This is a genomic window from Streptomyces sp. NPDC050121, assembly GCF_044460385.1.
Taxonomy (GTDB): Bacteria; Actinomycetota; Actinomycetes; order Streptomycetales; family Streptomycetaceae; genus Streptomyces; species Streptomyces soliscabiei.
In genome coordinates this window covers 258,984-272,602 of sequence record NZ_JBITJV010000002.1, presented here as the reverse complement: position 1 = coordinate 272,602, position 13,619 = coordinate 258,984, and the positions used below count along the sequence as shown (strand labels likewise).

Here is a 13,619-nt window from a genome sequence, read left to right as displayed (position 1 = left end):
GTCCGCGTACTGGGCGTACGCGGACGACCCCGACAACGCGGCGAGGCGCCGTGCCAGGCGTCGCGGGCCAGACGGGACTTTCGAAACACGCCCTAGCGGATCCGCCGCCCCACGCCCGAGCCCCCGGAGCCGCGAAGGCGTCCGGGGGCTCGTGAGGTCAGGGGGAGGCCGACAGGGGCCCGGGCGGCGTGACCCGCTGAATCAGGCGGTGACGGTTTCCGGCTGTGCCGCCTTGTGCGCGTCCCGCTCGCCCAGCAGTTCCGTCGGAACCTTCGCGGTCTCCCGGGCCGACAGGGCCGCGATCACCGGCGGGACACACAGCGCCGCCGTGAAGAGGGCCACCGAGGACCAGTCGTCGCCGTCCGGGCCCGCGATCTGCGCGGCGAAGGTGACCGCGAAACCGGCCACGGCGAAGCCGATCTGGGTGCCGATCGCCATGCCGGACAGCCGGACGCGGGTGGAGAACATCTCGCCGTAGAAGGAGGGCCACACGCCGTTGGCGGCGCTGTAGACCACGCCGAACGTGACGATGCCCAGGAGCAGGACCAGCGGGTAGGAGCCGGTGGAGATCGCCCACAGGTAGGCGAACATCATCACCGCGCTGCCGGCCGCGCCGATCAGGAACACCGGCCGACGGCCGATGCGGTCGGAGAGCGTGGCCCACAGGGGGATGGCCGCAAGCGCGACCAGATTGGCCAGCGCGCCGACCCACAGCATGGAGGACCGGCTCATGCCGACCGCGTCACTGGTCGCGTACGCCAGCGCCCACACGGTGAAGATGGTGCTGACCGAGGCGACCAGCGCACCCGCGATCACCCGCAGGACGTCCGCCCAGTGCTCGCGCAGCAGCACCGCCAGCGGCAGTTTGACGACCTCGCCGGTGGCCTGCTGGGCGGCGAAGGCCGGCGTCTCCTCCAGCTTGCGGCGGATGACGTAGCCGACGACGGCGACCGCGATGCTCAGCCAGAACGGCACCCGCCACCCCCACGACAGCAGCTGGTCCTCGGGCAGTGCGGCGATCGGGAGGAAGACGAGCGTGGCGAGGAGCTGACCGCCCTGGGTGCCGCTGAGGGTGAAACTGGTGAAGAAGCCCCGCCGGTGCGGCGGCGCGTGTTCCAGCGTCATGGAGTTGGCGCTGGCCTGCTCGCCGGCCGCGGAGATGCCCTGCAGGACACGGCACAGCACCAGCAGGATCGGCGCGAGGCCGCCGACCTGGGCGCGGGTGGGCAGGCAGCCGATGAGGAACGTCGAGACGCCCATCAGGATGAGCGTGAAGACCATGATCTTCTTACGGCCCACCCGGTCGCCGAAGTGTCCGAGGAAGAGCGCGCCGACGGGCCGGGCCGCATAGGCGACGCCGAACGTGGCCAGCGACAGCAACGTCGCGGTGGCCGGGTCCGACTCGTCGAAGAAGACCTTCGGGAAGATCAGGGCGGCCGCGCTGCCGTAGATGAAGAAGTCGTAGTACTCCAGGGCACTGCCGATCCAGGCGGCCGTGGCGGCCTTCTTCGGCTGGCCGGGGGGTGCGGCGGAGGGGACGGACACGGCGTGCTCCTTCGGGGGAACTCCAACGTAAGCGGAGTGAGCGATGGGGAGAAGTGCCGGATCCCAGGGGTGACGGGACGGCCCGGCCGCGCCGGGCGCGCTCCGGCTAATTAACCCACTAGATAGTTAGTGGTGATGGGTAGGGATGTTGCGCCCACGTTTCCCGGGTGTCAAGAGGCTGCGCGTACGCCGCGGCTCGGCCCGCTCGGGTTCCCTCGGCCCGCCCGGTCCGCTCAGTTCGCCGACGGCTCCGTCGTCCGCTCCGTCGTCCGCTCCGCCGTCAGATAGGCGATCACCATGTCGCCGAGCATGGTGCGGTAGTGCTCGCGCTGGGCCGGGTCGACCAGGTCGCGGCCGAACAGTGCGCCGAACGTGTGCCGGTTGGCCACCCGGAAGAAGCAGAAAGAGCTGATCATCGCGTGCAGGTCGACGGCGTCCACCTCGGCCGTGAACAGCCCGGACTCCTGCCCGGAGGCCAGGATGCGGCGGATCACGTCGAGGGCGGGGGAGCCGATCCGCCCGAGCTTCTCGGAGGCGGCGATGTGCTCGGCCTCGTGGATGTTCTCGATGCTCACCAGCCGGATGAAGTCGGGATGCTCCTCGTGGTGGTCGAAGGTCAGCTCCGCCAGCCGGCGGATGGCCGCGACCGGGTCGAGGTGCTCCACGTCGAGCCGCTGCTCCGCCTCGCGGATCACGCCGTACGCCCGCTCCAGGACGGCCGTGAACAGCTGCTCCTTGCCGCCGAAGTAGTAGTAGATCATCCGCTTCGTGGTGCTGGTGAGGGCGGCGATGTCGTCCACCCGGGCGCCCGCGTAGCCGACCCGGGCGAACTCGCGGGTGGCCACGTCGAGGATCTCGGCCTGGGTGCGGGCGGCGTCACGGCTGCGCCCGGCGGGTCGTACCGGTTCGTCGACGCTGGTCATCGGGTTCCTTCGGGCGGTGGGGCGCTGCATGGTCGCGTGACGGGATTCTAGAAGCCCGGCCCGGCCCCATGGCGAGAGAGGGCTTCCCCCCGACCCGGCTTGGTGCTATGACTAACTCACCAGTTCGTACATTAGTCAGCGCATAGGAGGTTTGCCGTGGCCGTCGTCTCCCAGGACTCGTATCTCGTCGGGCTGATCGGTTCCGGTATCGGCCCGTCGCTCAGCCCGGCGCTGCACGAACGGGAGGCCGACCGGCAGGGGCTGCGGTACCTGTACCGCCTCCTCGACCTCGACGCCCTCGCGGTCGGCCCCGAGGCGGTGGGCGACCTGGTGCGGGCCACGCGAGACCTCGGCTTCGACGGCCTCAACATCACGCATCCGTGCAAGCAGCTGGTCATCCCGCACCTGGATGCGCTCTCCGCGCAGGCCGAAGCGCTCGGCGCGGTCAACACGGTCGTCTTCGAGGACGGCCGGGCCGTCGGCCACAACACCGACGTGACCGGTTTCGCCGCCTCTTTCGCAAGGGGTCTGCCGGACGTCCCGCTGGAGCGCGTCGTTCAGCTGGGCGCGGGCGGCGCCGGCGCGGCCGTCGCGCACGCCACCCTCACCCTTGGCGCCGGACAGGTCACCGTCGTGGACGCGCTGCCCGACCGGGCCGCGGACCTCGCCGGCTCGCTGAACCGCCACTTCGGTCCCGGCCGGGCCGCGTACGCCACCCCTGACCGGCTGGCCGACCTGCTCACGCGTGCCGACGGCATCGTGCACGCCACCCCCACCGGCATGGCCGCCCACCCCGGCCTGCCGTTCCCCGCGGAGCTGCTGCGCCCCGGCCTGTGGGTCGCCGAGGTCGTCTACCGCCCCCTGGAGACCGAGCTGCTGCGCACCGCCGGAGCCCTGGGCTGCGCCACGCTCGACGGCGGCGGCATGGCCGTCTTCCAGGCCGCGGACGCGTTCCGTCTGTTCACCGGCCGTGAGCCCGACAGTGCCCGCATGCTCGCCGACATCGCCGAGCTGGCCGGCGCCGTCGCCGCCCCGAAGTAATCCGAAGCAGAGGTGCCCAGGTGCGTACGTCCATAGCAACCGTTTCCCTCAGCGGATCCCTCACCGAGAAGCTCACGGCCGCCGCCGGGGCCGGATTCGACGGCGTGGAGATCTTCGAGAACGACCTGCTCGCCAGCCCCCTCACCCCGCAGGAGATCCGCGCCCGCTGCGCCGACCTCGGCCTGACCGTCGACCTCTACCAGCCGATGCGGGACATCGAGGCCGTGCCCGCCGAGGAATTCGCCCGCAACCTGCGCCGCGCCCGGCACAAGTTCGAGCTGATGGGCCGGCTCGGCGCGGACACCGTCCTGGTCTGCTCCAGCGTCTCCCCGCAGGCCACGGACGACGACGCCCTCGCCGCCGAGCAGTTGAGCCGACTGGCCGACCTGGCCCAGGACTTCGGCATCCGCGTCGCCTACGAGGCGCTCGCCTGGGGACGGCACGTCAGCACGTACGACCACGCCTGGCACATCGTCGAGACGGCCGGTCACCCGGCGCTCGGCACCTGCCTGGACAGCTTCCACATCCTCTCCCGGGGCAGCGATCCGAAAGCCGTCGAGGACATCCCCGGCGAGAAGATCTTCTTCCTCCAACTGGCCGACGCCCCGCTGCTCGGCATGGACGTCCTGCAGTGGAGCCGGCACCACCGCTGCTTCCCCGGCCAGGGCGGATTCGACGTAGCCGGGCTGGTGAGACACGTCCTGCGCACCGGTTACGACGGACCGCTCTCCCTGGAGGTCTTCAACGACGTCTTCCGGCAGGCCGAGGCCGGCCCCACCGCTGTCGACGCCCGCCGCTCCCTGCTCCTTCTGCAGGAGGAACTCGGGCTCACCGACCTGCCCTCCCCGGCCGCCCCCACCGGCGTCGCCTTCGCCGAACTCGTCACCCACGACGCCGAACCCCTCACCACCCTGCTCGGCGGGCTCGGCTTCGCCCGCACCGCCCGCCACCGCGGCAAACCGGTCGAGCTGTGGGAGCAGGGCGAGGCCCGCATCCTGGTCAACACCGGCCCGGCCGCCCTCCCCCACCCTCGGCTTCGCCCGAGCGGGGGGACCTCCACCGACGGCACCGCCCTCGCCGCGATCGGCCTCAAGTCACCGGACCCGGCCGCCGCCGCGCGCCGCGCCGAGGCCCTGCTCGCCCCCGTGCTGCCGCGCCGCCGCGCCGCCGAGGACGCCCCGCTCGACGCCGTCGCCGCCCCCGACGGCACCGAGCTCTTCCTGTGCGCGACGAACCGGCCCGAACTGCCCGACTGGCGCGCCGACTTCGAAGACCTGCCGCGCCGCCCCGTCCCCGCACCCGCCCCGGCGTCCGCGGCCCGGGCGGACGTCCGTATCGACCACATCGCGCTCACCCAGCCCTGGCACCACTTCGACGAGGCGGTCCTCTTCCACCGCGGTGTCCTCGGCCTCGACGCCCAGGAGAGCGTCGACGTCGCCGACCCCTACGGGCTGCTGCGCAGCCGCGCGGTCACCAACGCCGACGGCAGCGTCCGCTTCCCGCTCATCGTCGGCGCCGCCCCCGGCGACGGCACCGCGCAGGCCCGCCACATCGCGCTGGCCACCGACGACGTGCTCGCCGCGGCCCGCCGCCTCACCGCGGCCGGCGGCCGCCTGCTGCGCATCCCGGCGAACTACTACGACGACCTCGCGGCCCGCTTCGCGTTCGCCGACGGCGAGCTGGAGACCTACCGCGACCTCGGCATCCTCTACGACCGGGACGAGCACGGCGTCTTCAGGCACTGCTACACGCACACCGTCGGCCGCGTCTTCTTCGAACTCGTCCAGCGCGACGGCGGCTACCGGGGCTACGGCGCCGCGGGCGCGCCGGTGCGGCTGGCCGCGCAGCACGCCGTGCGCTGACCTCCTACTGCCGGCTGACGGTCCTGGTCACACCGGCGACGACCGTGGTGGCGAGGATCCAGCCGGTGACGATGAGGACGTAGGACAGCGTCTGGTACCAGCCGGTCGGCGCGAACGCTTCCTCCTGCCCGAAGGAGATCACCGGCAGCAGCAGGTCGAGGGTGTAGAAGACCGGGTTGAAGTGGGGTGCCTCGCCGGCCTTGAGCGCGGGCGGGTGGTGTCCCGCGTAGACGATCGAGCCGACGGCGAGCAGCGACAGCAGCCAGACGGCCGCGCGCAGCGGGCGGAAGCCGTAGCCGACGGCTCCGTCCTGGAGGTGGCCCCACAGGCGGCCGTACCACGAGAGCGTGGAGCGGTGACGGCGCTGCTTGGCCAGTTGCACGACCCGCGCCGCCCGGTCGTCGCCGATGCGGCGGTAGGCCGCCGTCAGCTGTTCGTAGGCGTGCGGGTCGAACGCGCCGTCGTCGCGTTCCAGCATCGGCAGGCGTCGCTCGGCGGGCTCGTGCGGGGTGAGGAAGGTATACGTGAGGTCCAGCAGCCGCACATGGTCGGGCAGCATCTCGGGCTCCAGCTGGAGCTGGCCTATCTCGGCGCGCCGCAGATTGAGCCTGCCCTCCACAGGGGTGCCCTCGCGCAGCCAGAGTTCGCCTATCACGCAGCTGCTGGCCCGCAGGGCGGTGCCGCCCGGGTTGGTCAGCGAGGTGCGCAGCAGGTCCACCCGGCCGGGGATGCGGGCGCCGCGCAGATCGATCCGGCCCTGTGCGCGCATCCGCCGGCCCAGCAGGTTGGCGCCCACGTCGAGGGCCTCCGCCTGCAGGACGAAGCCGCCGGGGTTGGTCAGCTCGGCGTCCTCCAGGTCGATCGAGCCGGCCACGGTGGCGCCGTCGAGCCGGATCGCCCCGTGGGAGCGCAGACCACGGGCGCACAGGTCGTCGTCGAGGGTGAGCTGGTTGAGCGAGAGCGCGGGTTGCGCGGGATCCGTGGAGGTGATGTCGGCCTGGTCCACGAAGAGCGCCCCGGCGATCTGCGCCCCGCCGAGCCGCACCGGGCCCTCGATCCGGCAGCGCGTCAGTCGCAGGCTGCCCTCGATCCGGCTGCGCGCCGCCGCCAGACCGGGCAGCACGCAGTCGCGCAGATTGAGGTAGTTGAGGTGGGCGCCGGCGAGGCGGGGCACGGCGTCGAAGCGGCAGTGATTGACGCGGACGACACTGTCGACGGTCGCGGACCGCAGATCCAACTCACCGGTGATCCGCACCCCCATGAGCTTGAGGGCCGCCACCTCGCCGGGCTCCCGTGGCCCGTTGAGGAGCAGCGCCCGCAACACGGCGGCCCGGACTGTCCGTTCGGGGCCGTCCTCCTCGCCGTCCCCGCGGAAGTCCACGGTCGTCCCCGTGGCGAAGGCCCGCCACAGTCGTTGTTCGGCCGGTGTCAGATCGTTGATCTCCATCAGCCGCGACTCTGGCGGGCCTTCTCGAGCGGTGTCAACCGGCTATGCGCGGACGTTCCATTCGGCGATCACGGGCCGCTCGTGCTCCGAGGACAGTCGGCTGACCGTGCCCGTGGCCAGCTGGAACAACCGGCCCTCGGCGGGCGGCAGGCCGAGCCGACGAGCCGTCAGCACCCGGAGGAAATGGGCGTGGGCGACGAGGACGACGTCGCCCTGCGTGAGCGCCGTGTCCACCCGGGCCAGCACCCGGTCGGCACGTCGCCCGATCTCCTCGGGCGACTCCCCGGGGTGGCCTTGCGGGCCGGGCGGCACGCCGTCCGTCCACAGGTCCCAGGTGGGGTGGGTGCGGTGGATGTCGACGGTGGTGACGCCCTCGTAGGCGCCGTAGTCCCACTCGTGCAGGTCGGCTTCCGGCCCGGCTCCGGCGATGCCGGCGAGTTCGGCGGTGCGTATCGCCCGGTGCAGGGGGCTGGTCAGGGCGAGTGAGAAGGTCCGGCCGGACAGGAGCGGGGCGAGGGACTTGGCCTGTTCCTCGCCGTGCGCGGTGAGGGGCAGGTCGGTCCAGCTGGTGTGCTGTCCCGACACGCTCCACTCCGTCTCCCCGTGGCGGACCAGCAGAAGGTCCCCCACGGCGGGCCTACTTCGCCGACTCGACGGCGTGGCCGCCGAACTGGTTGCGCAGCGCCGCGATCATCTTCATCTGCGGCGAGTCCTCCTGGCGGGACGCGAACCGTGCGAAGAGGGACGCCGTGATGGCGGGCAGCGGTACGGCGTTGTCGATGGCGGCCTCGACCGTCCACCGCCCCTCGCCGGAGTCCTCCGCGTAGCCGCGCAGCTTGTCCAGGTGCACGTCCTCGTCGAGGGCGTTGACGGCCAGGTCGAGCAGCCAGGAACGGATGACCGTGCCCTCCTGCCAGGACCGGAAGACCTCGCGCACGTTCTCCACGGAGTCCACCTTCTCCAGCAGCTCCCAGCCCTCGGCGTAGGCCTGCATCATGGCGTACTCGATGCCGTTGTGGACCATCTTCGAGAAGTGCCCGGCGCCGACCCTGCCCGCGTGGACATAGCCGTACGGGCCCTCGGGCTTGAGCGCGTCGAAGATCGGCTGGAGCCGGTCGACGTGCTCCTTCTCGCCGCCGACCATCAGGGCGTAGCCGTTCTGCAGGCCCCAGACGCCGCCGGAGACACCGGCGTCGACGAAGCCGATGCCCTTGGCTCCGAGCTCCTCGGCGTGCTTCTCGTCGTCCGTCCAGCGGGAGTTGCCACCGTCGACGACGGTGTCGCCGCTCTGGAGCAGGTCGGCGAGTTCGTCGATGACGGACTGGGTGGGCGCGCCGGCCGGCACCATCACCCAGACGGTGCGGGGGGCTTCGAGCTTGTCGACGAGTTCGGCGAGGTCCTTGACGTCGGATACCTCGGGATTGCGGTCGTAGCCGACGACGGTGTGGCCGGCGCGGCGGATCCGCTCGCGCATGTTGCCGCCCATCTTGCCGAGACCGATCAGACCGAGCTGCATATCAGTTCACTACTTCTTTCAGTTCGCGGTAGGCGGCGACGAGAGCGGCGGTGGAGGGATCGAGGCCGGGGACCTCGGCGCCCTGGGTGAGGGCGGGTTCGACGCGCTTGGCGAGGACCTTGCCCAGCTCCACGCCCCACTGGTCGAAGGAGTCGATGTTCCACACCGCGCCCTGCACGAACACCTTGTGTTCGTAGAGGGCGATGAGCTGACCGAGGACCGACGGGGTCAGCTCGGAGCTGAGGATCGTGGTCGTCGGGTGGTTGCCCTGGAAGGTGCGGTGCGCGACCTGTTCCTCCGCGACGCCCTCCGCCCGGACCTCCTCGGCGGTCTTGCCGAAGGCGAGCGCCTGCCCCTGCGCGAACAGGTTGGCCATCAACAGGTCGTGCTGCGCCTTGAGTTCGCTGCTCAGCTCGCCGACGGGACGGGCGAAGCCCAGGAGGTCGGCCGGGATGAGCTTCGTGCCCTGGTGGATCAACTGGTAGTAGGCGTGCTGCCCGTTGGTGCCCGGGGTGCCCCACACCACCGGCCCGGTCTGCCACCGCACGGGCCGGCCCTCGCGGTCCACCGACTTGCCGTTGGACTCCATGTCGAGCTGCTGGAGATAGGCGGTGAACTTCGACAGGTAGTGGCTGTAGGGCAGTACGGCATGCGACTGCGCGTCGAAGAAGTTGCCGTACCAGATGCCCAACAGGCCAAGGATCAGCGGGGCGTTGGACTCGGCGGGGGCGGTGCGGAAGTGGTCGTCGACGATCCTGAACCCGTCGAGCAGCTCCCGGAAGCGCTCCGGGCCGATGGCGATCATCAGCGACAGGCCGATCGCCGAGTCGAAGGAGTAGCGGCCGCCGACCCAGTCCCAGAACTCGAACATGTTGGCGGTGTCGATGCCGAAGTCGGCGACCTTCTCGGCGTTGGTCGACAGCGCGACGAAATGCTTGGCGACCGCCTTCTCGTCGCGGAGTCCGTCCGGCCCCTCCAGCAGCCAGGTCCGGGCCGAGGTGGCGTTGGTGATCGTCTCGATCGTGGTGAACGTCTTGGAGGCGACGATGAACAGCGTCTCGGCGGGGTCCAGGTCGAGGAGCGCCTCGTGCAGGTCGGCGCCGTCGACGTTCGACACGAAGCGGAACGTCAACTCCCGTGCCGTGTAGGCCCGCAGGGCCTCGTACGCCATCGCGGGACCCAGGTCGGAGCCGCCGATGCCGATGTTGACGACATTGCGGATCGGGCGGCCGGTGTGCCCGGTCCACTCGCCGGAGCGGACGCGCTCGGCGAAGCCGCTCATCCTGTCCAGCACGGCGTGCACCTGGGGGACGACGTTCTCGCCGTCCACCTCGACGACGGCGCCGGAGGGAGCGCGCAGCGCGGTGTGCAGGACCGCGCGGTCCTCGGTGAGGTTGATCCGCTCGCCGCGGAACATGGCGCCGCGCAGCCCGAACACGTCGGTGGCGGCGGCGAGTTCGTGCAGCAGGGCGAGCGTCTCGTCGGTGACCAGGTTCTTGGAGTAGTCGATGCGCAGGTCGCCGACGCGGACCACGTAGCGCTGCGCGCGCCCCGGGTCCGCCGCGAACAGCTCCCGCAGGTGCGCCTGCCAGCGGGCGCGGTGGTCCTCCAGGGCGGCCCACTCGGGCCGCCGGTCGAGCCGGGCGGAGGGGGTGTCAGACATGGGAAGGGGTCTCCTTGGCGGCCTCGCCCCGCAGGGCGACGGCGTACATCTCGTCCGCGTCGAGGCGCCGAAGCTCCTCGGCGATGAGTTCGGAGGTGGCGCGGACCTTCAGGGCGAGGGTGCGCGAGGGCTGGCCGGGCAGGGTGAGCGTGGCCAGGGGGCCCTCGGGGCGGTCGATGACGATGTCGCCGTCCGCGGTGCCCAGGCGCACGGCTGTGACGACCGGTCCGGCGGTGACGACGCGGTCGATCGTGACGTTCAGCCGCGCCTCCAGCCAGCGGGCCAGCAGCTCCGCGGCGGGGTTGTCCGCCTCGGCCTCCACGGCCCCCGAGACGATCGGCACGCGGGCCTGGTCCAGGGCCGCCGCCAGCATCGAGCGCCACGGCGTGAGCCGGGTCCAGGCGAGGTCGGTGTCGCCGGGGGCGTAGGAGCGCGTCCGGGCCTCCAGTGCGGACAGGGGGTTCTCGACGGCGTAGAGGTCGGTGATCCGGCGCTGCGCGAGCGCGCCCAGCGGGTCCTTGGCGGGGTTCTCCGGCGCGTCCACCGGCCACCACACGACGACCGGCGCGTCCGGCAGCAGCAGGGGCAGGACGACGGAGTCGGCGTGCTCGGACACCTCGCCGTACGTCCGCAGGACCACCGTCTCGCCGGTGCCGGCGTCGGCGCCCACCCGGACCTCGGCGTCCAGCCGGGAGGCCGTACGGTCGCGCGGGGTGCGGGCGTGCCGCTTGATGACGACCAGGGTGCGCGCCGGGTGCTCGTGCGACGCCTCCTCGGCCGCCTTGATGGAGTCGTAGGCGTTCTCCTCGTCCGTGACGATCACCATCGTCAGGACCATGCCCACGGCCGGTGTGCCGATGGCGCGGCGACCCTGCACCAGCGCCTTGTTGATCTTGCTTGCCGTGGTGTCGGTCAGGTCGATCTTCATGGCCTGCGCCAGCTCCGTCCGTCTCGTGCGAGCATCTCGTCGGCTTCCTCGGGTCCCCAACTGCCCGAGGCGTACTGCGCGGGCCTGCCGTGCCGTGCCCAGTACTCCTCGATCGGGTCGAGGATCTTCCAGGACTCTTCCACTTCCTGGTGGCGCGGGAACAGGTTGGCGTCGCCGAGCAGCACGTCCAGGATGAGGCGCTCGTACGCCTCGGGGCTGGACTCCGTGAAGGACTCGCCGTAGGCGAAGTCCATCGTGACGTCCCGGATCTCCATCGAGGTGCCCGGCACCTTGGAGCCGAACCGCACCGTGATGCCCTCGTCCGGCTGGACGCGGATGACGATGGCGTTCTGCCCGAGCTCCTCGGTGGCCGTGGAGTCGAAGGGGGAGTGCGGGGCCCGCTGGAAGACCACCGCGATCTCGGTGACCCGGCGGCCGAGCCGCTTGCCGGTGCGCAGGTAGAACGGCACGCCCGCCCAGCGGCGGTTGTCGACGTTCAGCTTGACCGCGGCGAACGTGTCCGTGGTGGAGGCCGGGTCGATGCCGTCCTCCTCCAGGTAGCCGCGCACCTTCGCGCCGCCCTGCCAGGCGCCCGCGTACTGCGCCCGCACGGTGTGCCGGCCGAGGTCCTCGGGCAGCTTCACCGCCTTCAGCACCTTCAGCTTCTCGGTGAGCAGCGAGGCCGCGTCGAAGGAGGCGGGCTCCTCCATCGCGGTGAGCGCCATCAGTTGCAGGAGGTGGTTCTGGATGACGTCCCGGGCCGAGCCGATGCCGTCGTAGTAGCCGGCCCGGCCGCCGATGCCGATGTCCTCGGCCATCGTGATCTGGATGTGGTCGACGTACGACCGGTTCCAGATCGGCTCGAACATCGTGTTCGCGAACCGCAGCGCCAGGATGTTCTGGACGGTCTCCTTGCCCAGGTAGTGGTCGATGCGGAAGACCTGGTCGGGTTCGAACACGTCGTGCACGACCGCGTTGAGCTCCTGGGCGCTGGCCAGGTTGTGCCCGAACGGCTTTTCGATGACAGCCCGTCGCCAGGCCCCCTCCGGCGCCTTCGCCAGCCCGTGCTTCTTCAGCTGCTCGACGACCTTGGGGAAGAACTTCGGCGGCACGGAGAGGTAGAAGGCGAAGTTGCCGCCCGTGCCGCGGGAGGTGTCCAGCTCGTCCACGGCCGTCTTGAGCTGCTTGAACGCCGTGTCGTCGTCGAAGTCGCCGGGGATGAACCGCATGCCCTCGGCGAGCTGCTGCCAGACCTCCTCGCGGAACGGGGTCCGCGCGTGCTCACGCACCGCGTCATGGACGACCTGCGCGAAGTCCTGGTCCTCCCAGTCACGGCGGGCGAAGCCGACGAGGGAGAAGCCCGGCGGAAGCAGACCGCGGTTGGCGAGGTCGTACACCGCGGGCATCAGCTTCTTGCGGGACAGGTCGCCGGTCACGCCGAAGATGACGAGGCCGGACGGGCCCGCGACGTTGGGCAGGCGTCGGTCGCGGGGATCCCTCAGTGGGTTCTCCCAGTCCGCGCCGAGCGTACCGGTACTCATTACGCGTCAACTCCCTTGCTCATCAGCGACTTCGTGACCGCGTCCAGCAGGTCCTGCCACGCCGTCGCGAACTTCGCGACACCCTCGTCCTCCAAGCGGGTGACGACCTCGTCGTAGGAGATGCCGAGCGCCTCGACGGCGGCGAGGTCGGCACGGGCCTGCGGATAGCCGCCGGTCACCGTGTCGCCGGTGATGTCGCCGTGGTCGGCGGTGGCGTTCAGCGTGGCCTCGGGCATGGTGTTGACCGTGCCCGGTGCGACGAGGTCGTCCACATACAGCGTGTCCTTGTACGCGGGATCCTTCACCCCGGTGGACGCCCACAGCGGACGCTGCTTGTTCGCCCTGGCCCCGGCGAGCGCGGTCCAGCGGTCCCCCGTGAAGACCTCCTCGTAGGCCTCGTAGGCGAGGCGCGCGTTGGCGAGCGCGGCCCGGCCCTTCAGCGCGAGGGCCTCCTCGGTGCCGAGGACGGTGAGCCGCTTGTCGATCTCGGAGTCGACACGGGAGACGAAGAAGGAGGCGACGGAGTGGACGGCGGCCAGGTCCAGGCCCCTGACCTGCGCCTTCTCCAGGCCCGCCAGATAGGCGTCCATGACCTCGCGGTAGCGCTCCAGCGAGAAGATCAGCGTGACGTTGACGCTGATGCCGAGGCCGATGACCTCGGTGATCGCCGGCAGGCCCGCCTTCGTCGCCGGAATCTTGATCATGACGTTGGGGCGGTCGACCAGCCAGGCGAGCTGCTTGGCCTCGGCGACGGTGGCCGCCGTGTCATGGGCCAGCCGGGGGTCGACCTCGATGGAGACCCGGCCGTCGACCCCATGCGATGCGCTGTACACGGAACGCAGGATGTCGGCTGCGGCCCGCACATCGGCCGTCGTCATCATCCGCACGGCCTCGTCGACCGTGACGCCCCGCACCGCCAGGTCGGCGAGCTGCTCCTGGTAGCCCTCGCCGGAGCCGATGGCGGCCTGGAAGATGGACGGGTTGGTGGTGACGCCGACGACGTTCTTCGTCTCGACGAGTTCGGCGAGGTTGCCGGAGGCGATCCGGCGCCGCGACAGGTCGTCCAACCAGATGGACACGCCCTCGTCGGACAGGCGCTTGAGTGCTCCCGCGGTCGCGGTTGCTTCGGTCACTGTGATCATCTTCTTTCTGG

The 13,619-nt window shown here is 71.1% G+C and carries 11 protein-coding genes; 2 read left to right on the top strand and 9 right to left on the bottom strand.

The window, feature by feature from the left end; all coding sequences use genetic code 11:
* Positions 1 to 201: 201 nt before the first annotated feature.
* Both ACIBTS_RS03615 and ACIBTS_RS03610 read right to left on the bottom strand, forming a co-directional pair.
* Complete coding sequence (locus ACIBTS_RS03615) at positions 202 to 1,545, bottom strand: MFS transporter (RefSeq protein WP_399316298.1); 1,344 nt, start codon at positions 1,543 to 1,545, stop codon at positions 202 to 204.
* A gap of 233 nt (positions 1,546 to 1,778) precedes the next feature.
* Entirely contained in the window at positions 1,779 to 2,468 is a 690-nt protein-coding gene (locus ACIBTS_RS03610) for a TetR/AcrR family transcriptional regulator (RefSeq protein WP_399316296.1), read from the bottom strand.
* A 156-nt stretch (positions 2,469 to 2,624) separates the two neighbouring features.
* Between ACIBTS_RS03610 and ACIBTS_RS03605 the strand changes: the two genes are divergently transcribed.
* Both ACIBTS_RS03605 and ACIBTS_RS03600 read left to right on the top strand, forming a co-directional pair.
* Complete coding sequence (locus ACIBTS_RS03605) at positions 2,625 to 3,509, top strand: shikimate dehydrogenase (RefSeq protein WP_399316294.1); 885 nt, start codon at positions 2,625 to 2,627, stop codon at positions 3,507 to 3,509.
* Positions 3,510 to 3,529: 20 nt separating this feature from the next.
* Positions 3,530 to 5,371, top strand: a complete 1,842-nt coding sequence (locus ACIBTS_RS03600; RefSeq protein WP_399316292.1) for a TIM barrel protein — start codon at positions 3,530 to 3,532, stop codon at positions 5,369 to 5,371.
* A gap of 4 nt (positions 5,372 to 5,375) precedes the next feature.
* Here ACIBTS_RS03600 and ACIBTS_RS03595 read toward each other — a convergent pair whose 3' ends face one another.
* From ACIBTS_RS03595 to tal, 7 genes are read right to left on the bottom strand one after another with little or no spacing between them, the layout of a single operon-like run.
* Positions 5,376 to 6,818: a membrane-associated oxidoreductase gene (locus ACIBTS_RS03595; protein ID WP_399316290.1), complete on the bottom strand. Its 1,443-nt coding sequence runs from the start codon at positions 6,816 to 6,818 to the stop codon at positions 5,376 to 5,378.
* A gap of 42 nt (positions 6,819 to 6,860) precedes the next feature.
* Entirely contained in the window at positions 6,861 to 7,448 is a 588-nt protein-coding gene (locus ACIBTS_RS03590) for a histidine phosphatase family protein (RefSeq protein ID WP_399316288.1), read from the bottom strand.
* A 7-nt stretch (positions 7,449 to 7,455) separates the two neighbouring features.
* Positions 7,456 to 8,334 (bottom strand): phosphogluconate dehydrogenase (NAD(+)-dependent, decarboxylating), encoded by an 879-nt coding sequence (gnd, locus tag ACIBTS_RS03585; protein WP_079658361.1) that lies wholly within the window; start codon positions 8,332 to 8,334, stop codon positions 7,456 to 7,458.
* Between the two features lies 1 nt (position 8,335).
* The gene (pgi, locus tag ACIBTS_RS03580; protein WP_399316286.1) at positions 8,336 to 9,997 is read right to left on the bottom strand and encodes a glucose-6-phosphate isomerase; all 1,662 of its coding nucleotides are present in this window, start codon (positions 9,995 to 9,997) and stop codon (positions 8,336 to 8,338) included.
* Positions 9,990 to 10,925, bottom strand: a complete 936-nt coding sequence (gene opcA / locus ACIBTS_RS03575; protein ID WP_079658359.1) for a glucose-6-phosphate dehydrogenase assembly protein OpcA — start codon at positions 10,923 to 10,925, stop codon at positions 9,990 to 9,992. Before opcA ends, pgi begins: the two co-directional genes overlap by 8 nt.
* Complete coding sequence (gene zwf / locus ACIBTS_RS03570) at positions 10,922 to 12,466, bottom strand: glucose-6-phosphate dehydrogenase (protein ID WP_399316283.1); 1,545 nt, start codon at positions 12,464 to 12,466, stop codon at positions 10,922 to 10,924. The genes opcA and zwf overlap by 4 nt, the downstream gene beginning before the upstream one ends.
* On the bottom strand, positions 12,466 to 13,608 hold the full coding sequence (gene tal / locus ACIBTS_RS03565; RefSeq protein WP_399316280.1) for a transaldolase: 1,143 nt from the start codon (positions 13,606 to 13,608) through the stop codon (positions 12,466 to 12,468). The genes zwf and tal overlap by 1 nt, the downstream gene beginning before the upstream one ends.
* Positions 13,609 to 13,619: the final 11 nt, after the last annotated feature.

Bases quoted from the DNA above. Each gene is read 5' to 3' on its own strand.
- ACIBTS_RS03610 (WP_399316296.1), bottom strand. From the start codon at position 2,468: ATGACCAGCGTCGACGAACCGGTACGACCCGCCGGGCGCAGCCGTGAC.
- zwf (WP_399316283.1), bottom strand. From the start codon at position 12,466: ATGAGTACCGGTACGCTCGGCGCGGACTGGGAGAACCCACTGAGGGAT.
- ACIBTS_RS03595 (WP_399316290.1), bottom strand. From the start codon at position 6,818: ATGGAGATCAACGATCTGACACCGGCCGAACAACGACTGTGGCGGGCC.
- pgi (WP_399316286.1), bottom strand. From the start codon at position 9,997: ATGTCTGACACCCCCTCCGCCCGGCTCGACCGGCGGCCCGAGTGGGCC.
- tal (WP_399316280.1), bottom strand. From the start codon at position 13,608: ATGATCACAGTGACCGAAGCAACCGCGACCGCGGGAGCACTCAAGCGC.
- opcA (WP_079658359.1), bottom strand. From the start codon at position 10,925: ATGAAGATCGACCTGACCGACACCACGGCAAGCAAGATCAACAAGGCG.
- gnd (WP_079658361.1), bottom strand. From the start codon at position 8,334: ATGCAGCTCGGTCTGATCGGTCTCGGCAAGATGGGCGGCAACATGCGC.